Origin of the sequence: Streptomyces sp. NPDC053367, from assembly GCF_044545925.1 — a bacterium.
Classification (GTDB): Bacteria; Actinomycetota; Actinomycetes; order Streptomycetales; family Streptomycetaceae; genus Streptomyces.
Map to the genome: position 1 here is coordinate 83,328 of NZ_JBITYN010000008.1, position 22,259 is coordinate 105,586.

20 protein-coding genes are annotated in these 22,259 nt (G+C 72.3%); 4 read left to right on the top strand and 16 right to left on the bottom strand.

The features are described from left to right. Positions 1-241: 241 nt before the first annotated feature. Positions 242-775, top strand: coding sequence for a Repetin (locus ACIGXJ_RS22740; RefSeq protein ID WP_399648292.1), 534 nt, complete (start codon positions 242-244; stop codon positions 773-775). A 106-nt stretch (positions 776-881) separates the two neighbouring features. After that, a complete protein-coding gene (locus ACIGXJ_RS22745; protein ID WP_399648295.1) occupies positions 882-1,277 on the top strand; it encodes a hypothetical protein in 396 nt (131 codons plus the stop codon). A gap of 64 nt (positions 1,278-1,341) precedes the next feature. Here the strand turns inward: ACIGXJ_RS22745 and ACIGXJ_RS22750 are convergent, their stop codons facing one another. From ACIGXJ_RS22750 to rpe, 6 genes are all read right to left on the bottom strand, one after another. Continuing rightward, positions 1,342-1,794 (bottom strand): Lrp/AsnC family transcriptional regulator, encoded by a 453-nt coding sequence (locus tag ACIGXJ_RS22750; RefSeq protein WP_093551890.1) that lies wholly within the window; start codon positions 1,792-1,794, stop codon positions 1,342-1,344. A gap of 10 nt (positions 1,795-1,804) precedes the next feature. Then, positions 1,805-3,289 (bottom strand): amino acid permease, encoded by a 1,485-nt coding sequence (locus tag ACIGXJ_RS22755; protein ID WP_399648297.1) that lies wholly within the window; start codon positions 3,287-3,289, stop codon positions 1,805-1,807. Positions 3,290-3,501: 212 nt separating this feature from the next. Further along, a complete protein-coding gene (locus ACIGXJ_RS22760; protein ID WP_399648300.1) occupies positions 3,502-4,020 on the bottom strand; it encodes a GNAT family N-acetyltransferase in 519 nt (172 codons plus the stop codon). A gap of 82 nt (positions 4,021-4,102) precedes the next feature. Then, positions 4,103-5,545: a GuaB1 family IMP dehydrogenase-related protein gene (locus ACIGXJ_RS22765; RefSeq protein ID WP_399649078.1), complete on the bottom strand. Its 1,443-nt coding sequence runs from the start codon at positions 5,543-5,545 to the stop codon at positions 4,103-4,105. Positions 5,546-5,771: 226 nt separating this feature from the next. Next, a complete protein-coding gene (locus ACIGXJ_RS22770; protein ID WP_399648302.1) occupies positions 5,772-6,815 on the bottom strand; it encodes a sugar-binding transcriptional regulator in 1,044 nt (347 codons plus the stop codon). Positions 6,816-6,893: 78 nt separating this feature from the next. Continuing rightward, positions 6,894-7,577, bottom strand: coding sequence for a ribulose-phosphate 3-epimerase (gene rpe, locus ACIGXJ_RS22775; protein WP_399648304.1), 684 nt, complete (start codon positions 7,575-7,577; stop codon positions 6,894-6,896). 59 nt (positions 7,578-7,636) lie between these two features. Between rpe and ACIGXJ_RS22780 the strand changes: the two genes are divergently transcribed. Continuing rightward, a complete protein-coding gene (locus ACIGXJ_RS22780) occupies positions 7,637-9,826 on the top strand; it encodes an MMPL family transporter (protein ID WP_399648307.1) in 2,190 nt (729 codons plus the stop codon). On the opposite strand, the gene ACIGXJ_RS22785 is transcribed toward ACIGXJ_RS22780, so the two are convergent. After that, positions 9,804-11,225 carry an RsmB/NOP family class I SAM-dependent RNA methyltransferase gene (locus ACIGXJ_RS22785; RefSeq protein ID WP_399648310.1) on the bottom strand — a complete coding sequence of 474 codons (1,422 nt, stop codon included), beginning with the start codon at positions 11,223-11,225 and terminating at the stop codon, positions 9,804-9,806. The two genes, ACIGXJ_RS22780 and ACIGXJ_RS22785, sit on opposite strands and share 23 nt — an antisense overlap. A 494-nt stretch (positions 11,226-11,719) precedes the next feature. Further along, on the bottom strand, positions 11,720-12,655 hold the full coding sequence (fmt, locus tag ACIGXJ_RS22790; protein WP_399648312.1) for a methionyl-tRNA formyltransferase: 936 nt from the start codon (positions 12,653-12,655) through the stop codon (positions 11,720-11,722). 248 nt (positions 12,656-12,903) lie between these two features. On the opposite strand from fmt, the gene ACIGXJ_RS22795 reads away from it, so the two are divergent. After that, a complete protein-coding gene (locus ACIGXJ_RS22795) occupies positions 12,904-13,443 on the top strand; it encodes a hypothetical protein (protein ID WP_399648315.1) in 540 nt (179 codons plus the stop codon). A gap of 228 nt (positions 13,444-13,671) precedes the next feature. Here ACIGXJ_RS22795 and ACIGXJ_RS22800 read toward each other — a convergent pair whose 3' ends face one another. The 8 genes from ACIGXJ_RS22800 to ACIGXJ_RS22835 form a co-directional block, all read right to left on the bottom strand. Continuing rightward, positions 13,672-15,825, bottom strand: a complete 2,154-nt coding sequence (locus ACIGXJ_RS22800) for a primosomal protein N' (protein WP_399648318.1) — start codon at positions 15,823-15,825, stop codon at positions 13,672-13,674. A gap of 114 nt (positions 15,826-15,939) precedes the next feature. Beyond that, on the bottom strand, positions 15,940-17,148 hold the full coding sequence (gene metK, locus ACIGXJ_RS22805) for a methionine adenosyltransferase (protein WP_399648321.1): 1,209 nt from the start codon (positions 17,146-17,148) through the stop codon (positions 15,940-15,942). 241 nt (positions 17,149-17,389) lie between these two features. Then, entirely contained in the window at positions 17,390-18,592 is a 1,203-nt protein-coding gene (gene coaBC, locus ACIGXJ_RS22810; RefSeq protein WP_399648324.1) for a bifunctional phosphopantothenoylcysteine decarboxylase/phosphopantothenate--cysteine ligase CoaBC, read from the bottom strand. A 110-nt stretch (positions 18,593-18,702) separates the two neighbouring features. Continuing rightward, positions 18,703-18,975, bottom strand: a complete 273-nt coding sequence (rpoZ, locus tag ACIGXJ_RS22815) for a DNA-directed RNA polymerase subunit omega (RefSeq protein WP_003988945.1) — start codon at positions 18,973-18,975, stop codon at positions 18,703-18,705. Positions 18,976-19,032: 57 nt separating this feature from the next. After that, positions 19,033-19,626, bottom strand: a complete 594-nt coding sequence (gene gmk, locus ACIGXJ_RS22820) for a guanylate kinase (protein WP_399648328.1) — start codon at positions 19,624-19,626, stop codon at positions 19,033-19,035. Between the two features lie 61 nt (positions 19,627-19,687). Next, entirely contained in the window at positions 19,688-20,011 is a 324-nt protein-coding gene (locus tag ACIGXJ_RS22825; protein ID WP_003977346.1) for an integration host factor, read from the bottom strand. Between the two features lie 276 nt (positions 20,012-20,287). Then, complete coding sequence (gene pyrF, locus ACIGXJ_RS22830; protein ID WP_399649080.1) at positions 20,288-21,133, bottom strand: orotidine-5'-phosphate decarboxylase; 846 nt, start codon at positions 21,131-21,133, stop codon at positions 20,288-20,290. A gap of 5 nt (positions 21,134-21,138) precedes the next feature. Further along, entirely contained in the window at positions 21,139-22,245 is a 1,107-nt protein-coding gene (locus ACIGXJ_RS22835) for a quinone-dependent dihydroorotate dehydrogenase (protein ID WP_399648330.1), read from the bottom strand. Positions 22,246-22,259: the final 14 nt, after the last annotated feature.

The following is a 22,259-nucleotide window of genomic DNA, read 5'->3' on the forward strand; positions in this document are numbered from 1 at the left end:
ATGAGTGCGGGGGCCATCTAGAAGGTACGGGCGGGCGACCTGGGCGGACAAGGAGAAGCCGTTGCGCGTCCGTGCGCTGTTCGTTGCGTCCCCCGGGCGATGCGCGGCGATTCGTTGCGCCTCCCGTCGTAGGTCTCCTCCCCCGTCCGGCGGAGAGCGGGTGCCGCCCGGGGTCCGATGTGCCGGGGACGTGTGCCCGGGAGAGTGGTGGCACCTTGTCGACCTGCGGAAAGGCACCATCATGAACCGACGTACGAAGACCGCTGTGCTCGGCGCCGCGCTGCTGCTGACCGCGACGGGCGCGGCGTCCGCCACCGCCTCGGACGGGCCGCGAGCCCGGGAGGCCGCCGCCCTCACCGGCACGGCGAAGCTGTACCGCTCGGCCGGGGACGACATCACCTTCACCTTCGACGCGCACCTGGCGGCGAAGGACACGGCCGACCCGTCGAAGGCGACCGGCACCTTCGAGTTCAGCCACTACCTCGACGGCAAGGGCGCCCGGGCCGAGGCGCGGGTCGACTGCCTGGTCACCGGCGGGGCGGTGGCCGTGGTCTCGGGCGTCATCACCGAATCCGACCTGCCCGGCGCGAAGGGCCGGCGGGTCGGCGTCACCGTCCACGACCTCGGCCGGCACGACCGGCTCGGCTACAGCTGGGCCGCGACCGAGGACCTCGGCCCCCGGAACCTGCCGAAGTGCGTGAGCTCGGCGCCGTTCGAGAAGGTCCGCGAGGGGACGGGCGACTTCACGGTGGTGCCGTGGAACCCTGCGCTGTGACGAGGCGCCCCTCCCCCGTACGGCCATGAAGGTCGTCCCGTCGGAGGAGGCCGACGGCCCGCGGCGCGTCCGAGACTGAGGGACACGCCGAACCGAAGGGGCCCTCATGGACGTCACCGAGATCCTCGACCTGCCGTACGTCGACACGCACACGGTCGTCGCCGACGCCGAGCGGGACGTGGTGTGGTGTGCGCTGGGGGAAGTGCTGGACGGCTCCAGGACGGGCGGCTTCCGGGTCGCGGGGGCGCGGCCGCCCGGGGAGCTGACCCTGACCGGAAGCCACCGCTTCTCGTCGTACGCGCTGATCTTCCGCCTGGAGGAGGCGGGCCCGGCGCGGACCCGGCTGCGCGCGGAGACCCGGGCCCGGTTCCCGGGGGCGGCGGGTGCGCTCTACCGGACCCTGGTCATCAGGTCGGGCGCCCACGCCGTGGTCGTACGGCGACTGCTGTCGTCGATCGGTCGTCGCGCGGCTGCCGGGAACACGGGAAGGACACGTCCCTGAGGGCGCGGAGAACACACGCGCCCGGCTGGAACCACCCGCAGTCGAGGTACAAGCAGTGGACGTACTACGTGGGCGACCCGGAGGAGAACCGCCGCAGCAGCGGCGACAGCACCAGCACCGACTTGGTGCGCTCCACGAACGGCTCCCCCGCGATGCGTTCGAGCACCCGCTCGAAGTGGCGCATGTCGGAGGCGAAGACCTGGGCGACCGCGTCCGCGTCCCCGGTGACGGTGGACGCGGCCACGACCTCCTGGTACCGCTCCAGACCCCGCTGGATGGTCTCCGGCGAGGTGTTGCGCCGGCAGTAGATCTCGACGAACCCCTCGGTCTCCCAGCCGAGCGCCGCCGGGTCCACCCGGACGGTGAACCCGGTGATCGCCCCGGTGGCCCTGAGCCTGTCCACGCGCCGCTTCACGGCGGGCGCGGACAGGCCGACGAGCTGCCCGATGTCCGCGTAGGAACGGCGGGCGTCCTCGGCGAGGGCGTGCACGATGCGTTCGTCGAGATCGTTCAGCACTGCGGGTGGTTCACTTCACTTCAGCTACGGACGCCTGGGGCGTCGCGAGACGGGAACGGCGGTGGCCGTAAATGAAGTAGAACACGAGACCGGCGGCCATCCAGCACCCGAAGACCACCCAGGTGACGGTGTCGAGGCTGAACATGTTCCAGGCGCAGAACAGGAAGCCCACCGCCGGCAGCACCGGACCGAACGGCACCTTGAAGGTGCGCTCCAGCTCGGGCCGCTTGTAGCGCAGCACGATCACCGCGATGTTGACCAGGGCGAAGGCGAACAGCGTGCCGATGCTGGTGGCGTCGACGAGCTTGCCGAGCGGGATGAACGCGGCGAGGACGGCGCAGAACAGCGACACGATGACGGTGTTCAGGCGCGGGGTGCCGGTCTTCGCGTCGACCTTGCCGAGCGCCTTGGGAACCAGGCCGTCGCGGGCCATCGCGAACAGGATGCGGGTCTGGCCGTAGAGCACGGTGAGGACCACGCTCGCGATGGAGATGACCGCGCCGAGGGCGAGCAGCGTGCCCCAGAAGGTCTGGCCGCTGACATCGTTCATGATCGCCGCGAGGGACGCCTCGGAGCCCTCGAACTTCGTCCAGTGCCAGGCGCCGACGGCGACACCGGCGACCAGCACGTACAGCGCGGTGACGATGATCAGCGACAGCATGATCGCGCGCGGCAGGTCCTTCTTGGGGTCCTTGGCCTCCTCACCGGCGGTGGAGGCGGCGTCGAAGCCGATGTAGGAGAAGAACAGGGTGGCCCCGGCGGCGCTCACCCCGGCCATGCCGAGCGGCATGAAGTCGGCGTAGTTGCCGGACTTGAAGCCCAGGAAGCCGACCGCGCAGAACAGCACCAGCGCGGCGATCTTCACCATGACCATGATGGTGTTGGCGCGGGCGGACTCACGGGCACCGCCGAGCAGGAACACCATCGCCAGCAGGACCACGATCAGCGCGGGCAGGTTCACGATGCCGCCCTCACCGGGTGCCGAGGACAGCGCGGACGGGATGGTGACGCCGATCGTGCCGTCGAGCAGCTCGTTGAGGTACTCGCCCCAGCCGACCGCGACGGCGGCCACCGACACGCCGTACTCCAGGACCAGGCACCAGCCGCAGATCCAGGCGACGAGTTCGCCCATCGTTGCGTACGCGTACGAGTACGACGACCCGGCGACCGGGATGGAGCCGGCCAGCTCGGCGTAGGACAGCGCGGAGAACAGGGCCGTCAGACCGGCGATGACGAAGGCCAGCGTGATGGCCGGGCCGGCCTCGGGGACGGCGTCACCGAGGACGACGAAGATGCCGGTGCCGAGGGTGGCACCGATGCTGATCATGGTCAGCTGCCACAGTCCGAGGGAGCGCTTCAGCGAGCCTCCCTCGCCCTGGCCACCCTCGGCGACCAGGAGTTCTACCGGCTTCCTGCGCATCAGGCGCGCGCCGAGCCCCGGGGCGGCGGGGACGGTTTCACTGCGGACTTGCGGGGGTGCGCCTTGGTCGAGCACGCGCGGCTCCTTATCGCTGCCGATCAGGGGGACGGGGATGTGTCGCACCCCGTCCCGCGGGGTCCGCACACCGAGCGGAAACCCCGCCACGCCTCGTACAGCGCAGGAGCCTACGATCTGGGACGTTGCCGTCGTAATGCAGCAACCTTGCGCGTGCCCGCAAGATCGTTGCGTTCATCGCAAGGGGGTGCACATTCGTTGCACGACGGCTTTCAAGTGTTGCGCGGGGGGCTCGCGAGCAGGTCTTTCACCAGGAAGGTGCAGGGGTCGGCGCACTCGTGGACGACACCGTCGTGGTCCTCGTACGACCAGCGGTCCAGGTAGGTCGTGAGGGGCAGATAGCCGAGCCGGGTGTACAGGGCGGCCGCGCGGGGGTTGTCGTCCGCGACGCCGAGTCCGACGGCGGTGCGGCCGCGCTCGTGCGCGAGCCGCTCGGCGGCGCGGACCAGCGCGCTGCCGATGCCGCGGGAGCGCAGCGTCTCGGGCCGTACGGCCAGCGCGTTGATCTCCGGGCAGCCGGGCCGGGCGGCGCGGACGCGTTCGTCGGCGCAGCCGCCCCAGCGCAGCTCGGTGTGGCCCACGGGCCGCCCGTCGAGCCAGGCGAGGAGGTAGGTGCTCCGGCCGGCCTCCTGGCGTGCGAACCGGCGGGCGTGGAACGAGGTGGCGGCGGACGACCCCATGTACCGGTCGAGCAGTGCCACGTCGGCGGGGCGGCAGACGGGCATCTCCATGCCCCGACGGTACGGTCCCGGACCTGCGGACGGCCCCCGGTTTTTCCCACCGGGGGCCGTCCGCAAGGCAACTGAGGGAGCGTCAGCTCCAGCTGGCGTGCAGCGGCTTGCCCTCGGCGTAGCCGGCCGCGCTCTGGATGCCGACGATGGCCTTCTCGGCGAACTCCTCCAGGGAGCCGGCGCCGGCGTAGGTGCAGGAGGAGCGGACGCCCGCGATGATCGAGTCGATCAGGTCCTCGACGCCCGGGCGGGCCGGGTCGAGGAACATGCGCGAGGTGGAGATGCCCTCCTCGAACAGTGCCTTGCGGGCACGGTCGTACGCCGACTCGTCCGAGGTGCGGTTGGCCACGGCACGCGCGGAGGCCATGCCGAAGGACTCCTTGTAGGCGCGGCCCTGGGCGTCGTGCTGGAGGTCGCCGGGGGACTCGTAGGTGCCGGCGAACCAGGAGCCGACCATCACGTTGGACGCGCCCGCGGCCAGCGCCATCGCCACGTCGCGGGGGTGGCGGACACCGCCGTCGGCCCACACGTGCTTGCCGTACTTCCTGGCCTCGGCGGCGCACTCCAGGACCGCGGAGAACTGCGGCCGGCCGACGCCGGTCATCATGCGGGTGGTGCACATGGCGCCGGGGCCGACACCGACCTTGATGATGTCCGCGCCCGCGTCGATCAGGTCCTTGACGCCCTCGGCGGAGACGATGTTGCCCGCGACGATCGGCACCTGCGGGTCGAGCGCCCGCACCGTCCTGACCGCGGTGATCATCGACTCCTGGTGGCCGTGCGCGGTGTCGATGACGAGCGTGTCCACGCCCGCGTCGAGCAGCTGCTTGGCCTTGCCGGCCACATCGCCGTTGATGCCGACGGCGGCCGCGATGCGCAGCTTGCCCCGGGCGTCGACGGCGGGGGTGTACAGCGTGGCGCGCAGGGCGCCCTTGCGGGTCAGGATGCCCACCAGCCTGCCGTCCCGGTCGACGGCCGGGGCGTAGCGGCGGTTGTGCTGGTCGAGGGTGTTGAAGGCCTCGCGCGGGTCGATGTCGGCGTCCAGCAGGAGCAGGTCCTTGGACATGACGACCTCGAGCTGGGTGAAGCGGTCGACGCCGGACAGGTCGGCGTCGGTGACGACACCGACGGGCCGGTGGTTCTCGTCCACGACGACACCGGCGTTGTGCGCCCGCTTCGGCAGCAGGGACAGCGCGTCGGCGACGGTCTGGTGGGGGGCGAGCACGATGGGCGTGTCCAGCACGAGGTGCCGGCTCTTGACCCAGGAGACGACCTCGGTGACGACCTCGATCGGGATGTCCTGCGGGATGACCACGAGGCCACCGCGCCGGGCCACGGTCTCGGCCATGCGGCGGCCGGCGATGGCGGTCATGTTGGCGACGACGAGCGGGATCGTGGTGCCCGTTCCGTCGGGCGAGCTGAGGTCCACACCCTGCCGCGAGCCGACCGAGCTGCGGCTCGGCACCATGAAGACGTCGTCGTACGTCAGGTCGTACGAGGGCTGGATGTCGTTGAGGAAACGCACGTGCTGCACATCCCAGTCGATCAGAGGTGGCCCCCGGACAGGACAGCCAGGGGGGCGAAGAGCACGTACTTCATTGTCCCATGACGGCCGGAACGCCGTGCACGGTCAGTTCCTCCAGGTTACGCAGGGTGCCTTGGGAGGATCGTCCAAGGGCGGGCCGCCCCGGGGGACGGACCGCGGCGGCATGCCGTCGATGCCGTCACGGCCGTCCCCGGGGCACCCGCTGTCAGACTCCGTCCGGGTCGGCCCGGTTCAGGGCCGGCTTGGGCGTCGGACCCGCGGTCATGAGGTAGTCCGCGGCCGAGGTGTCCGTCACCAGGGAGGTGACGAGCCCCGAGCGCAGCACCGCGTCGATCGCGGACGCCTTGCGCTGCCCGCCCGCGATCGCCACGACCTCCGGGATACGGCGGAGCTGGTCGGCCTTGACCGTGATGCACCGCTCCCCCAGGTCGCGGCCCACCCGGCGGCCCTGGGCGTCGAAGAGGTGCGCGGACATCTCGGCGGCGACCCCGAGCGAGGCGTAGTGCGCCCGCTCCTCGTCGCTGAGCATGTCGTGCACCGTGGAGATGCCCGGCTCCCAGGAGCCGATGGACACACACGCGACGGTGACCTTGTCGAAGTACTCGAAGGCCCGGGCGATACCGGTCTGGTGGCGCAGCGCCTGCGCGGTGGCCACGTCCGGCAGCAGCATCGGCGCGTAGATGGGGTGAGCGTCGCCCCCGGAGACCTGCGCGGCGCGCCGCACGGCCTCCACCGAGCCGCGCTCGGCGGTCCCGGCGTCGTACACGCCCGTCAGCTGCACCACGGTGCAGGGCGGCAGCCGGTCGAGCGCCGCCGCCATGTGGATGGTGGACCGGCCCCAGGCCAGTCCCAGGACGTCCCCCTCGTTGACGAGCTCGCCGAGCAGATCGGCGGCGACCTCGCCGAGGTTCTCGGGGTCGGGCGTCTCCTCCGACTCGGGCGGGGACTCGACCACGACGGCGTGCCTCAGGCCGTAGCGGGCGCGGAGCGCGTCCGAGCGCTCGGCGTCCAGCTCGGCGGGGACCCGGATCTCGATGCGTACGAGATCCCGTTCGAGGGCGGTCTCCAGGACCCGGGCCACCTTGAAGCGGCTGACGCCGAACTCCTCCGCGATCTGGATCTTGGACTTGCCCTCGAGGTAGAAGCGGCGGGCCATGGCCGCCGCCTGCACCAGCTCAGCGGGTCCCATCCGCATGGCTGACCGGCCCGCCGACATACCCGACACGGCGATCTCCTCACTGCTGTTCACACTCTGGATTCGCCGTTCATCCTTGCAGATGTGGCGCGGTCGATCCGCCCTGATGGGCGCCGTTCATTTTCCTGATGCTCAGTGGTCGCACGCCCAGGACGCCTTGGCGGTCGCCGACTCCGCCTGAGCGCGCAGCGCGCGGACCGCTTCGGCCGGGTCGTCGGCGCCGTAGACCGCGGAACCGGCCACGAAGACGTCGGCGCCGGCGTCGGCGCACCGCTCGATCGTGGAGGCCGAGACTCCGCCGTCGACCTGGAGCCACAGCTGCAGGCCGTGCTTGCTGATCAACTCGCGGGTTCGGCGGATCTTCGGGAGCATGATGTCGAGGAACGCCTGGCCGCCGAAGCCCGGTTCGACCGTCATGATCAGCAGCATGTCGAGCTCGGGCAGCAGGTCCTCGTACGGCTCGATGGGCGTCGCCGGCTTCAGCGCCATCGAGGCACGCGCGCCCTTCGCCCGGATCTCCCGGGCGAGCCGCACCGGGGCGGCGGCCGCCTCGACGTGGAAGGTGACGGAGGAGGCACCCGCTTCCACGTACTGGGGGGCCCAGCGATCGGGGGCCTCGATCATCAGGTGGCAGTCCAGCGGAGTGTCCGTCGCACGGGCCAGGGACTCCACGACCGGCACGCCGAGCGTGAGGTTGGGGACGAAATGGTTGTCCATCACATCTACGTGGAGCCAGTCGGCTCCTTCGACGGCCTTGGCCTCGTCCGCGAGGCGGGCGAAGTCGGCGGACAGGATGCTGGGGTTGATCTGCGCCATGACCCAAGACTATGCGGTTACTTCGGCCGCGGGTCGTCCCTGTCCGGACGGTGGTCCTCGTGAACGGCGGCCGGGGAATCGCCCACCTGGTCTGCGGGCGCCGGGCCAAGTGGGTCGTGCTGGCGTTGTGGCTGGTGGTGCTGTTCCTCACCGCTCCCTTCGCGCAGAAGCTGACCGACGCGCAGGACAATGACGCGGCGTCCTGGCTGCCGGGGTCGGCCGAGTCGACGCAGGTCCTGGAGATGTCGGAGGACTTCCGGCCCGAGCAGATCCCGGCGGTGGTGGTCTACGCCCGGGACAGCGGGCTGACCTCCCAGGACCGGGCGCAGATCCAGGAGGACGTACGGCAGCTGAAGCGGCTGACCGCCCACGGGATCATCGGCGACCAGACCCGCGGCCCGGTCTACAACCGTCCGGACGACCCGCAGGCCGCTCAGGTCCAGGTGCCGATCACGATGGACGAGAAGGGCTGGGAGCGCATCGGGCCCGCGGTCGACTCCATCCGCGACGTCGTCGGCGAGAGCCAGGGCGGCCTGGCCGTGCACGTCACCGGGCCCGGCGGCACCTCCGCGGACTTCTCCGAGGCGTTCGAGGGCATCGACTCCACGCTGCTGCTGTCCGCGATGGCGGTCGTGATCGTGATGCTGCTGATCACCTATCGCAGCCCGACCCTGCTGGTGGTGCCGCTGCTCGGCGTGATCGCCGCGCTGTTCACCGCACAGGCGCTGATCTACTTCCTGGCCGAGCACGCGGGCCTGACGGTGAACGGCCAGAGCGCGGGCATCCTGACCGTCCTCGTCTTCGGCGCGGGCACCGACTACGCGCTGCTGCTCGTCGCCCGCTACCGAGAGGAGCTGCGCGCGCACGAGGACCGGCACGAGGCGATGGCCCTCGCCCTGCACCGGGCGGGCCCGGCGGTGATCGCCTCGGGGGCCACCGTCGTGCTGAGCATGCTGGTGCTGCTGGCGGCCGAGATGAACTCCACCAGGGGCCTCGGTCCGGTGGCCGCCATCGGTGTGGCCGTCGCGCTGCTGGCGATGCTGACGCTGTTCCCCGCCCTGCTGGTGATCTTCGGCCGGTGGATCTTCTGGCCGGTCATCCCGCACCTGGGCGCGCCGAACCCGCACGAGCGGGGGCAGTGGGCGCGCATGGGCCGCCGTATCGCCGCACGTCCGCGCATGGTCTGGGGCGTCACCGCGGTGGTCCTCGCGGTCTGCTCCCTGGGCCTGATCCAGCTGCGCGCGGAGGGCATCTCCAACGCGGACGCGTTCACCGGGAAACCGGACTCCATCACCGGTCAGGAGGTCTCCGCGCGGTACTTCCCGGCGGGCAGCGGCGACCCTCTCGTGATCATCTCCAACGAGGCGCAGGCCCGGCAGGTGGGCCAGGCCGTCGCCGGGACCGAGGGCGTGGTGCCGACCTCGCTCGGCCTGCCTCCGGGCACGAAACCGGTGGTCGACGGGAAGGTGCTGTTCGAGGCGACGATGACCGCCCCCGCCGACAGCGAGGCCGCGAAACAGACCGTGGAGCGGGTGCGGGACGCCGTGCACGCGGTGCCCGACGCCGACGCCCAGGTGGGCGGCGGTACGGCGGCCCTGCTCGACATGGACGAGGCCACCACCCACGACAACCTGCTGATCATCCCGCTGGTGCTGGTCGTGGTGCTGCTGATCCTGTGCGCCCTGCTGCGCGCCCTGATCGCCCCGCTGCTGCTGATCGGCACGGTGATCCTGTCGTTCGCGGCGGCCCTCGGCATCAGCGCGCTCGCGTTCCGGTACCTGTTCGACTACGCGGGCGAGTCGACGGACTTCCCGCTGTTCGTCTTCGTGTTCCTGGTCGCGCTGGGCATCGACTACAACATCTTCCTGACGACCCGCATCCGCGAGGAGGCGGCCCGCCAGGGCACCCGCCCCGGCGTGGTCACCGGCCTCGCCGCCACCGGCTCCGTCATCACCTCGGCGGGCCTGGTCCTCGCGGGCACCTTCGCCGCCCTGGGCACCCTGCCGATGGTGGCCTTCGCGGAGATCGGCTTCGCGGTGGCTCTCGGTGTGCTCCTGGACACCTTCATCGTCCGCTCGGTGCTGGTGACGGCGCTGTTCCTGGACGTGGGCCCCCGTGTGTGGTGGCCCCATGCACTGTCGAAGGGTTCCGGGGACAGTTCCCCAGGGGCGCGGGGAACTGCCCGAGAAGCCACGACGGCCGCCGGACGGGGCGACGACGGATCCCCTACGGCGCGGTCCTCCGAATAAGAGCCAGATACATCGCATCGGTCCCGTGCAGATGAGGCCACAGCTGCACATCGGGCCCGTCACCCAGGTCCGGCACCCCGGGCAGCAACGGCCGCGCGTCGATCAGCTCTGCGTCGGGGAACTGCTTCAGCACATCGGAGACGACCGCCCGGGTCTCGGCGAGATGCGGCGAGCAGGTCGCGTACCCGACGACGCCCCCCACCCGCACCGACTCCAGAGCGGTCCTCAGCAGAGAGCGCTGCAACGGCCCGAAGCCGTCCAGGTCCTCCGGCCGCCGGCGCCAGCGCGCCTCCGGCCGCCGCCGCAGCGCACCCAGCCCGGTGCAGGGCACGTCCATGAGCACCCGGTCGAAGGTCGCGGGCTGCCACGGCGGGCGCGTACCGTCCGCGGTGATCACCTGATACGGCCCCGGATTGCCGGCCAGGGCCTTCGCCACCAGCCCCGCCCGGTGCGGCTGCTTCTCGCTCGCGAGCAGGGTGGCCCCTCGCTCGGCGGCGAGGGCGCCGAGCAGCGCGGCCTTGCCGCCGGGCCCGGCGCAGCCGTCGAGCCACTTCTCGTCGGGGCCGTCGAGCGGCGCGTTCGCCAGCGCCAGCGCGACGAGCTGGCTGCCCTCGTCCTGGACACCGGCCCGGCCCTCCCGCACGGCCTCGATAGCCCCGGGCTCACCGCCCTCGGTGAGCCGCACGGCGTACGGCGACCAGCGCCCGGCCACCGCGGCCTCCTCGCGCAGCAGTTCCTCGGTCGTGGCCCGGCCGGGCCGGGCGACCAGGGTGACCTCGGGCCGCTCGTTGTCGGCGGCCAGCAGCTCCTCGATGCCCGCGCGTCCTCCGCCGAGGGAGTCCCACAGCGCGGAGACGACCCAGCGGGGATGCGAGTGCACGACGGCGAGATGGTCCTCGGGGTCCTCGTCGTAGGGCGGGGCGACCTTGGCGATCCAGCCGTCCAGGTCGTCCTGGGCCACCTTGCGCAGCACGGCGTTGACGAACTTCGCCCGTCCGTCGCCGAGCACCACCCGGGCGAGCTCGACGGAGGCGGACACGGCCGCGTGGGTGGGGATACGGGTGCCGAGCAGTTGGTGCACCCCGAGGCTCAGCACGTCCAGGACGGGCGGGTCGACCTCGCGGAGCGGCCGGTCCACACACTCCGCGACGATCGCGTCGTACGTCCCCTGCCGGCGCAGCGTCCCGTACACCAGCTCGGTCGCCAGCGCCGCGTCCCGCCCGTCGAAGTCGCCGTTCTCCCGGGCCTTGCGCAGCAGCGGCGGCAGCACGAGGTTGGCGTACGCGTCCCGCTCGTCCACAGCGCGCAGCGCCTCGAAGGCGAGAAAGCGGACGGGGTCCTTCTTGGGCCGCCGATAGGGCTTGCCGCCGGGACGCGGCCGACGGGGGGTGTCGCTCACGAAAAGGTGCTCCGGATCTCTGTATACGGTCTGTGGCCAGCGTACGTCGGGAGGGGGTGCGGCCGCGCAGGGCGGGGGGCTGGGGGCTTGGCAGGGGGGTAGGGCGGAGCTTGGGATGCCCGGAAAGTGCTGAGCTCCGGGTCCCTGGCCGGGCTTGGGGCGGGCTCTGGGAGGGCTGAGCTCCGGGTCCCTGGCCGGGCTTGGGAGGCTGAGCGGAGGGTGGCGTCCCGCACCGAAGCCGGCCCCGCCCCGGGCCACGCGCCCGCGCCGGAACCCCTGGCAGAGGGTCGAGCCCGCCCCCACCCCCGTACAGGACCCAGCCCCGCCCAGGCCCCGGGCGCCCGAGTCCGACCCGGCACAGCACCGCGGACCCGCAGGAGCCGCCCCCCGCGCAGCCCCCGCAGCCCGCAGGCAAGCCCCCACACAAAGCCGGCCCGTCCTCCTGAGCCGACCCCGCCGAGAGCCGCGCCCACAGGTGAACCACGCCGGAGGCGTCAGGCGTCGCCGACCGTCTCGTCGGCGCCGATGCGCACCCCGCGGGCCCAGTCCGCGGCCTTCATCGGCTTCTTGCCCTGCGCCTGCACCCACAGCAGCTCCACGCCGTGCGAGCCGGTGCCGACGTGGACGCTGTTCTTGCCGACGGCGAGCTGCCCCGGCGCGAGGTCGGTGCGGTCGGGCGCGAGGGCGACCTGGATCAACTTCAGGCGCTCGCCGCGGAAGGTCGTCCAGGCTCCCGGTGCGGGCGTGCAGCCGCGCACGACGCGGTCGACGCGCAGCGCGGGCGCGGCCCAGTCGACGCGTGCGTCCTCGACGGTGATCTTCGGGGCGAGGGAGATGCCCTCGGCGGGCTGCGGGACGGCCTTCAGGCTGCCGTCCTCGATGCCGTCCATGGTCGCGGCGAGCAGCCCGGCGCCCGCGAAGGCGAGCCGGGTGAGCAGGTCGCCGCTGGTGTCGGTGGGCCGGACCGTCTCGGTGACGGTGCCGTAGACCGGGCCGGAGTCCAGCCCCTCCTCGATCTGGAAGGTGGTCGCGCCGGTGATCTCGTCGCCCGCCATCAGGGCGTGCTGCACGGGCGCGGCCCCGCGCCACGCGGGCAGCAGGGAGAAGTGCAGGTTGACCCAGCCGTGCGCGGGGACGTCGAGGGCGACGCGCGGCAGGAGGGCACCGTAGGCCACGACGGGGCAGCAGTCGGGCGCGATCGCGCGCAGCCGCTCCAGGAATTCCGGGTCGCGCGGCTTCGCCGGCTTCAGCACCTCGATGCCGGCCTCCGCCGCCCGCTCGGCGACGGGGCTCGCGATCAGCCGGCGTCCGCGCCCGGCCGGCGCGTCCGGGCGCGTGACGACGGCGGCCACCTCGTGCCGCCCGGAGGCGAGCAGGGCGTCCAGGGCGGGAACAGCGACCTCGGGGGTGCCGGCGAAGACGAGCTTCATGGGTGGGTCAGGGCCTCTCGGGCGGGGGTTGACGCGGACAGCGCACCCCTCGGACACGGGCAGCGCACCAGTCTATGGCTCCCGGTTCCCCGCGCACGCGGGCCTGTGGGGGCGTATGCATATGCCCTTACGCCCCCACCCCGTGACCAGCGGAGCGCAAGCGCGTTGGTCAAGAAAGAGTTGACCCACAACGGGCCGCTTTCGAGGCCCGACCCTTTCTCCTCAACGCCGGTTCGAGAGGCTTGTTCATGGCCGACCACGCAACCCACGACGCCCAGGCTCGGGCCAGCCTGCACTTGCTGGTGCGGGACATCGAGCGGGTCCGCCGGCAGGTGGACGCACTGCGTACGCTGACCGCCCAGCTGGGCAACGTCTACCGCCCGCGACGTTCCGGCCCGTCCACGGGCTTCGTCGTCTACGGACGCGCTCCCGCCCCCACCGTGCGCCTCGCCCAGGAACTGCGGGACAGTGTCGAGACCCTGGTCACCGCGGCGGTCGACTTCGACCGCTCGCTCGGCTTCTCCTGGGACGCGGTGGGCTCCGCACTCGGCGTCACCAAGCAGGCGGTGCACCGCCGTTACGGCTCCCGCCGCGCCGCCGCGCAGGCGGCCGCCGAGACCGAGCGCACGCCGGAGCCGTCGGGCTCCCGCACGCTCAACGCCACGACGGCCCTCCCCACGCCCACGGTCCCCGCGGCCCGCTCAATGCCGACCCAGCCCACCGCGGGCAGCCCGTCCCTGCGCGACGACCCCAGGCCCCCGGCCTTCCCCGGCCCCCGCAACGGCTGACCCTCCCACCGCGACCGCCCTCCTGGTGTGCGCCTACCGGGAGGGCAGCGCACGTCAGGGGGGCGGGGCTGTGCTCGATGTGCGGCTACCGCCGCGCGGGCGCGACAAGCCACGACGAACCGGTAGCCGCGCAACCCCCTGACCACCCGAACTCTCCTGCCCGACGCACCCTGACCACCCTGGACCGCCTGGCCACGAAGGCCACGGCCCAGCGCCGGGCGGGCCCCGTCACCCGATGTCCGGCGGATCGATCCGCACCCGCACCGGCTCCCCGCCGCCCGCGCCCCGCGCCATCCGTGCCGCCTGAGCCGCCTTCAGCGCGGCCGCGAGCGCCGCACCACTGCCCGGCGGGACGCGGACCAGCGCCCGGTCCCACTGCTCGCCGGGGGGCGGTGCGCCGGGCCGCCGGGGACGTCCGGGAGGGGTGACGGGCAGCGGCACCGGTCCCAGCACCTCGGCGTCGGCGGGCAGGCCGACCGCGCGGAGGAAGTCGGCGACCGCTTCGGGGCTCCCTGACACCGCTGCCATCCGGGACACCGGCGGGAAGCCCAGCTCGGCCCGCTCGGCGAGTTCGCGCACGGCATGTCCGACGGGGTCCCACCGCACCAGTGCCTGTACGGGCCTGAGGGTGGGGTCGGCGACCACGACGACCGTGCCGTCGGCGGACCGGTCCCGCACCAGGGACGCCGCCGCGATCCACCGCCGCAGCGCGTCCTCCCCTGCCCGCAGGTCGGGCCGTCCGAGCATCGCCCAGCCGTCCAGGAGCAGGGCCGCGGCATAGCCGCCCTCGGCGACCGGCTCGGCGCCGGGGGTGCTCACCACCAGCGCGGGCGTCCCCGGCACGGTGTCCAGCACATGCTCGCGCCCCGAGGTGCGCACCGGCACCTTCGGGAAGGCCCGCCCCAGCTCCTCGGCGGTACGCCGGGCCCCCACGACCTGCGCCCGCAGCCGGAAGGACCCGCACTCCGGGCAGTGCCAGGACGTCTCCTCACGCCCGCACCAGCCGCAGACGAGCGCGCCGCCGTCCCGCGCCTCGAGCGGCCCCGCGCACGTCCGGCACCGGGCGGGCGTACGGCACTGCGCGCACGCCATCCGCGGTACGTAGCCGCGCCGGGGCACCTGCACCAGCACGGGGCCGTGCCGCAGCCCGTCCCGTACGGCCTGCCAGGCGAGGCTGGGCAGCCGGGCGGCCCGTGCGGCCTCGTCCCGGGCCAGGTCCTGGTCCCCGACCGTGCGCACCAGCGGTGTCAGCGCCCGCACCCGCTCCCGCGCGGCGACCAGCGGCCTCGCCCAGCCGCTCTCCACGAGCTGCGCGGCCTCCACCGTGCAGCTCATGCCGCCGAGCAGGAAGCCGCACCTGTCCTGCGCGGCGCGCAGCAGCAGCACCTCACGCGCGTGGGGCTGCGGGGCGTGCAGTTCGCTGTGGCTGTCGTCGCCGTCGTCCCAGATGGCCACCAGGCCCAGATCCTGCACGGGAGCGAACATCGCGGCACGCGTGCCCACGACGGCCCGTACGGACCCCCGCCGCACGGCGAGCCACTCCCGGTACCGCTTCTCGGGCCCCGCGTCCGCGGTGAGCAGGGCATGCCGCCCCTCACCGAGCACCTCGGTCAGTGCGGCGTCGACGCGCGCCGCGGCCCGCCCGTCCGGTACGACGACCAGGGCGCCACGCCCGGAGGCGAGCGTGGCGGCGACGGCCCGGGCGAGCTCCTCGCTCCACAGCGGTCCGGGCAACGCGTTCCACACCGCTCGCGGCGCTCCCCCGGAGGCCAGTGACTCCACGAAGGCGGCCCCGCGCTCGTACCGCGTCCAGGGCCCCGGCTCGGGCCGCGGGGGCGGCGGCAACGCCGGGGGTGAGGGTTTCTGCTCGGCCCGGGCGTTGCGCGGCGGCACGGCGAGCTGCAGCACATCGGCGAGGCTGCCCGCGTACCGGTCGGCGACGGCCCGGGCGAGCCCGAGCAGCTCCTCACTGAGCACGGGCTCGGGTGACACGACCTGGGCGAGCGCCGCAAGGGGCCCGGAGTAGTCGGACTCGGCCCGCCGCTCGATCAGGAACCCGTCGATCAGCCCGCCGCCCTCACGCCGCCCCTCCCGCACGCGGTGCCGCCCGGCGCCGAACCGCACCCGCACCCGCACCCCGGGCCGGGCGTCTGCGTCGAGCTCCTCGGGGACGGCGTAGTCGAAGTACCGGTCGAGATGCAGCACGCCCTTGTCGACCAGCACCCGTGCGACGGGCAGCTCCTTGGCCAGCGCGGCCCCCCGCCAGGTCCTCGGCCTGGCCCGCGGCTCCTTCGCCTTCCGCACGCTCTCCCGGATCAGCGCAAGCTGCTCGGGCGGCGCCCCGTCGGCCCCGCCCCGCACTGATCCGTTCTCCCCGCTCACGCTTGCATTCTTACCAAATGCCACTGACACCGGCGGTGGTGCGCCGGTCCCGGGACGCGCCGAGGCCCGGCATCCCTTCGGGGGTGCCGGGCCTCGGTGAAGCCGTGCGGGGCCTTACAGGCCGACCGCCGTGCGCAGGGCGTCCACGCGGTCCGTGCGCTCCCAGGTGAAGTCGGGCAGCTCACGGCCGAAGTGGCCGTACGCGGCGGTCTGGGCGTAGATCGGGCGCAGCAGGTCGAGGTCGCGGATGATCGCGGCCGGGCGCAGGTCGAAGACCTCGTCGATGGCCTTCTCGATCTTCTCGATCTCGACCTTGTGGGTGCCGAAGGTCTCGACGAACAGACCGACCGGCTCGGCCTTGCCGATCGCGTACGCGACCTGGACCTCGCAGCGGGAGGCGAGGCCGGCCGCCACCACGTTCTTGGCGACCCAGCGCATCGCGTAGGCGGCGGAGCGGTCGACCTTGGACGGGTCCTTGCCGGAGAAGGCGCCGCCGCCGTGGCGGGCCATGCCGCCGTACGTGTCGATGATGATCTTGCGGCCGGTGAGGCCGGCGTCGCCCATCGGGCCGCCGATCTCGAAGCGGCCGGTCGGGTTGACCAGCAGGCGGTAGCCCTCGGTGTCGAGCTTGATGCCCTCGTCGAGCAGCGCCTTCAGCTCCGGCTCCACGACGAACTCGCGGATGTCGGGGGCGAGGAGGGAGTCGAGGTCGATGTCGCTGGCGTGCTGCGAGGAGACGACGACCGTGTCGAGGCGGACGGCCTTGTCGCCGTCGTACTCGATGGTGACCTGCGTCTTGCCGTCGGGGCGCAGGTAGGGGATGGTGCCGTTCTTGCGGACGTCGGACAGCCGCTTGGACAGGCGGTGCGCGAGGAAGATCGGCAGCGGCATCAGGGTGGGCGTCTCGTCGGACGCGTAGCCGAACATCAGGCCCTGGTCGCCGGCGCCCTGGCGGTCCAGCTCGTCGTCGTCGCCCTCGACACGGGTCTCGTAGGCCGCGTCGACACCCTGCGCGATGTCGGGGGACTGCGAGCCGATCGACACCGACACACCGCAGGAGGCGCCGTCGAAGCCCTTCTTCGAGGAGTCGTAGCCGATCTCCAGGATCTTCTCCCGGACCAGCTGCGGGATCGGCGCGTAGGCCTTGGTCGTGACCTCGCCGGCCACGTGCACGAGGCCGGTGGTGATGAGGGTCTCGACGGCGACACGGGACGTGGGGTCCTCGCGCAGCAGAGCGTCGAGAATGGTGTCGCTGATCTGGTCAGCGATCTTGTCGGGGTGACCCTCGGTCACGGACTCCGAGGTGAACAGGCGACGGGACACAACGCTCCCTGGGGTTGCAGCGGCTGCTGGCTGATCATGGGCGGACGGGCTGGGGGCTGCGCCCGGCGTCGTCCGAGAACAGTTTATCGGTCGCGCTCGGCCACCGGCTCACGTGTCTCGCCTCTCGGGAGCGCTGTGACCTGCGGCACGGGCATTCTGCCCAATCGCGAGCGCCGTTGGCCAGGGTCGCCACGCGCCAAAGTGCGCGTGTCCGACGGGCGCCCGGAAGCGTTCGGGGCGCTCAGCGAAGGCGTTCGGCCACGAGGTCCCACACGGTTTCGGCCAGCGCCTCCTTGGGCCCGTGCGGTACGGCCGTCTCGGAGCCGTCGGCACCCAGCACCACGGCCTCGTTCTCCTCCGACCCGAAAGTCTTGCGCTCCCCCACCTCGTTGACGACGAGCAGGTCGCAGCCCTTGCGCTCCAGCTTGGCGCGGCCGTTGGCGAGGACGTCGTCGGTCTCGGCGGCGAAGCCGACGACCACCTGGCCGGGGCGGGCACGCTCGGCGGAGATCTCGGCGAGGACGTCGGGGTTGCGCACGAGCACGATCGGCTCGGGCTCCAGGCCGTCCTTCTTCTTGATCTTCCCGGCGGCGTAGGCAGCGGGCCGGAAGTCGGCGACGGCCGCGGCCATCACCACGGCGTCGGCGTCGGCGGCCGCCTTCAGCACGGCCTCGCGCAGCTGGACGGCCGTGCCGACCCGGACGACGTCCACCCCGGCCGGGTCGGGCAGGGCGGTGTTGGCGGCGACCAGGGTGACGCGGGCACCGCGCGCGGCGGCGGCGCGGGCGAGGGCGTAGCCCTGCTTGCCGGAGGAGCGGTTGCCGAGGAAGCGGACGGGGTCGAGGGGCTCGCGGGTGCCGCCGGCGCTGACGACGACATGGCGGCCGGCGAGGTCCGGTGCGGTGACCCCGCGGGCGAGGACGCGGCGGCAGACCTCGAAGATCTCGGCGGGGTCGGGCAGCCGGCCCTTGCCGGTGTCCACGCCGGTGAGGCGGCCGACGGCGGGTTCGACGACGACGGCGCCGCGCCGGCGCAGGGTGGCCACGTTCTCCTGGGTGGCCGGGTGCTCCCACATCTCGGTGTGCATGGCGGGCGCGAAGACGACCGGACAGCGGGCCGTGAGCAGGGTGTTCGTCAGGAGGTCGTCGGCGAGGCCGTGGGCGGCCTTGGCGAGCATGTCGGCGGTCGCGGGGGCGACGACGACCAGGTCGGCGTGCTGTCCGATGCGGACGTGCGGGACCTCGTGGACGGAGTCCCACACCTCGGTGGAGACGGGGTTGCCGGACAGCGCGGACCAGGTGGCCTCACCCACGAAGTGCAGCGCCGAGGCGGTGGGCACGACCCTGACGTCATGGCCGGACTCGGTGAGCCTTCTGAGCAGCTCACAGGCCTTGTAGGCGGCGATGCCACCGCTGACCCCCAGCACGACCTTCGGCTTGTCCACCGTCACTCCCCGGACTCGGAAACCCACAACTCCGTACACCCCCATGACACACCACAGGCCCGGCGGTACGCCGCCGGGCCTGTGGAAAAGTCAGCTGCGAGCTGCTGATATTACTGCGCCGGGCCCTCGACGGCCTCGGACGTCAGCAGGCCCGCGTTGATCTCGCGCAGGGCGATCGAGAGCGGCTTCTCGTGGACGTGGGTGTCGACGAGGGGACCGACGTACTCGAGGAGGCCCTCGCCGAGCTGCGAGTAGTACGCGTTGATCTGGCGGGCCCGCTTGGCCGCGTAGATCACGAGGCTGTACTTCGAGTCGGTGGCCTCGAGGAGCTCGTCGATCGGCGGGTTGATGATGCCCTCGGGCGCGGAGATGGAAGAGGACACGCTCTACCTTCCGATGGATGGGAAAGATGAAGTTTCAGCGAGGGTGACCGGAAACGATCACACAACATCCATCAAGGCTAGCAGCTCACGCGCCACATCCTCGACGGAGGTGTTGACCAGGGTCTCGTCGAACTCCGGTTCGGCCGCGAGTTCGATCTTCGCGGCCTGAAGGCGCCGCTCGATGACCTCGGGCGGCTCGGTGCCCCGGCCGGTGAGCCGGCGCACCAGCTCCTCCCAGGAGGGGGGAGCCAGGAAGACCAGCTGGGCGTCGGGCATCGACTCGCGGACCTGCCGGGCGCCCTGGAGGTCGATCTCCAGCAGCACGGGCTCGCCCGACTCCAGGCGCTCGAGCACGGCACCACGCGGGGTGCCGTAGCGGTTGCCGGCGAACTCGGCCCACTCCAGCAGCTCGCCGTTGGCGATCAGCTTGTCCATCTCCTCGTCGGTGACGAAGAAGTAGTGGACTCCGTGCTGCTCGCCGGGGCGGGGCCTGCGGGTCGTCGCCGACACCGAGAGCCAGACCTCGGGGTGTTCCTTGCGCATATGGGCGACGACCGTGCTCTTGCCGACCCCGGAGGGGCCGGAGAGCACGGTCAGCCGCGGACGTGCGTCCGGGGGCTCGGGGGTCGTCCCCCGGGGTGTTACAGCCATGCAGCGATTATTCCAGCAATCACGGGGTGCCCGGGACGCCGGTCCCGGAGTGCCCCGTGCGTCAGGAACCGGTGCTGCCGAACTCGCGCTCCAGGGAGGCGATCTGGTTGGACCCGAGACCGCGCACGCGGCGGCTCTCGGAGATGCCGAGTCGCTCCATGATCTGCTTGGCGCGGACCTTGCCCACGCCCGGCAGCGACTCAAGGAGGGCGGAGACCTTCATCTTGCCGATGACGTCGTTCTCCTGGCCCTGCTTGATGACCTCGTGAAGGGAGGCGCCGGAGTGCTTGAGTCGATTCTTGACCTCGGCCCGCTCCCGGCGAGCCGCGGCGGCCTTTTCGAGCGCGGCTGCGCGCTGTTCGGGGGTAAGGGGCGGAAGAGCCACGCCTACGTCACCTCGGATGTCGAACTGTCGGATACGGACCGGTGAGGAACCTAGTCGCCCCACACCTGGGGAGCTACGAGCAACACGCTTGCCCGCTCTCTCGTCGGAGACTAGCGGTCAAGTCCGCCAGAGTCAGCGAGAACAGAGGAAAAGTCCTGGTCAGCCTCTGTCAGGACAGGATATTTCAGACATACTGCCCCGGATTTGAGAATGTATCCAGGCTCAAGTCGGTCCCGGACCGCTCCCGCACCCCTTCGAACGCGCGTCCAGGCACCCTCAGCCGGCCGCCACCGCCGTCCGGATCTCCTCCGCGAACCGGTCCGCGGCCGTCCGCAGCGCGCTGACGTCGGGACCCTGCCGCAGCACCCCCCGGCTGACGTTCGGCACGACGTTGCGCACGGCCGCCCCGAAGACCCGCGGAAGGTCCGCCGGGGTCGCCCCCTGAGCCCCGATGCCGGGTGCGAGAAGCGGGCCGTTGATGTCCAGGTCGTACGTCGACAGATCGCCCAGCGTGGCGCCGACGACCGCGCCGAAGGAGCCCAGCGGCTCCTCCCCCGCGTTCTCCGCGGCCAGGTGCCGCAGCATGGTCGCGCCGACGTTGCGCCCGTCCTCCCGGACGGCGTGCTGGACCTCGCCGCCCTCCGGGTTCGAGGTCAGTGCGAGCACGAACAGACCGGCGCCGGTTTCCCGGGCCAGCGCCACGGCCGGGCTCAGCGAGCCGTAGCCGAGGTACGGCGACACCGTCAGCGCGTCCGAGAACAGCGGGGAGTCCTTGCGCAGGAACGCCTCGGCGTAGGCGGCCATGGTCGAGCCGATGTCGCCGCGCTTGGCGTCCATCACGACCAGGGCACCGGCAGCGCGGGCCTCCTCCACGGACTTCTCCAGGACGGCGACCCCGCGCGAGCCGAAGCGCTCGAAGAACGCGCTCTGCGGCTTCAGGACGGCGACCCGGTCCGCCGTGGCCTCCACGACGGTACGGCTGAACCGCTCCAGGCCCGCCACGTCGTCGTTCAGGCCCCACTCGGACAGCAGGGAGGCGTGCGGGTCGATGCCCACGCACAGCGGGCCGCGCTCGTCCATGGCGCGGCGCAGTCGGGCGCCGAAGGGCTCCAGGAGGCTCATGCTGGTCATCGGGCGTTCCTCACGTCGGCGCCGACCGCGTCGGCGAGGGTGGCGTACGGGCTCTGGCGCAGCCGGGCGGCGAGGCCCTTGTGCAGGGCGCGGCTGTAGAACGGGCCCTCGTAGATGAAGGCGCTGTAGCCCTGCACCAGGGTGGCGCCGGCCAGGATGCGCTGCCAGGCGTCCTCGGCGTTCTCGATGCCCCCGACGCCGACCAGGGTGATGCGGTCCCCCACGCGCGCGTAGAGGCGGCGCAGGACCTCGAGGGAGCGGGCCTTCAGCGGCGCGCCGGACAGACCGCCGGTCTCCTTGACCAGGGAAGGTTCGGATTTCAAACCGAGCCCCTCACGCGCGATGGTGGTGTTCGTGGCGATGATCCCGTCCAGGCCCAGCTCGACCGCGAGGTCGGCGACGGCGTCGATGTCCTCGTCGGCGAGGTCCGGGGCGATCTTCACGAGCAGCGGCACCCGGCGCGTGGTGACCGTCCGGTCGGCCGCCTCCCGTACGGCGCTCAGCAGCGGGCGCAGGTGGTCCACCGCCTGGAGGTTGCGCAGGCCCGGCGTGTTCGGCGAGGAGACGTTCACGACCAGGTAGTCGGCGTACGGCGCGAGACGCTCGGCCGACTTCACGTAGTCGAGGACCGCCTCCTCCTCGGGGACGACCTTGGTCTTGCCGATGTTGACGCCCACGACCGTCTTGAAGACGGGCTCCCGGGAGGCCAGACGGGCGGCGACGGCCAGCGAGCCGTCGTTGTTGAAGCCCATGCGGTTGATCAGCGCCCGGTCGGCGACCAGGCGGAACAGCCGCTTCTTGGGGTTGCCGGGCTGCGGCTCACCGGTGACCGTGCCGATCTCGACGTGGTCGAAGCCCAGCATCGACATGCCGTCGATCGCCACGGCGTTCTTGTCGAACCCGGCCGCGAGCCCGAAGGGGCCGTGCATGCGCAGGCCGAAGGCCTCCGTGCGCAGCTCCTTGTGGCGGGGCGCGAGGACGGCCGCGACGAACGTGCGCAGCACCGGGATCCGGGCGGCGAGGCGGATCCAGCGGAAGGCCAGGTAGTGGGCCTTCTCGGGGTCCATGTGCTTGAAGACGAGGGTGAAGAAGAGCTTGTACATGGGGCGATGTCCTC

What these genes read in the sequence shown, in the direction of transcription:
- fmt (WP_399648312.1), bottom strand. Translation starts at nt 12,655, where the DNA reads ATGAAGCTCGTCTTCGCCGGCACCCCCGAGGTCGCTGTTCCCGCCCTG.
- rpe (WP_399648304.1), bottom strand. Translation starts at nt 7,577, where the DNA reads ATGGCGCAGATCAACCCCAGCATCCTGTCCGCCGACTTCGCCCGCCTC.
- ACIGXJ_RS22835 (WP_399648330.1), bottom strand. Translation starts at nt 22,245, where the DNA reads ATGTACAAGCTCTTCTTCACCCTCGTCTTCAAGCACATGGACCCCGAG.
- ACIGXJ_RS22760 (WP_399648300.1), bottom strand. Translation starts at nt 4,020, where the DNA reads ATGGAGATGCCCGTCTGCCGCCCCGCCGACGTGGCACTGCTCGACCGG.
- ACIGXJ_RS22795 (WP_399648315.1), top strand. Translation starts at nt 12,904, where the DNA reads ATGGCCGACCACGCAACCCACGACGCCCAGGCTCGGGCCAGCCTGCAC.
- ACIGXJ_RS22745 (WP_399648295.1), top strand. Translation starts at nt 882, where the DNA reads ATGGACGTCACCGAGATCCTCGACCTGCCGTACGTCGACACGCACACG.
- ACIGXJ_RS22740 (WP_399648292.1), top strand. Translation starts at nt 242, where the DNA reads ATGAACCGACGTACGAAGACCGCTGTGCTCGGCGCCGCGCTGCTGCTG.
- gmk (WP_399648328.1), bottom strand. Translation starts at nt 19,626, where the DNA reads ATGGCTGTAACACCCCGGGGGACGACCCCCGAGCCCCCGGACGCACGT.
- pyrF (WP_399649080.1), bottom strand. Translation starts at nt 21,133, where the DNA reads ATGAGCCTCCTGGAGCCCTTCGGCGCCCGACTGCGCCGCGCCATGGAC.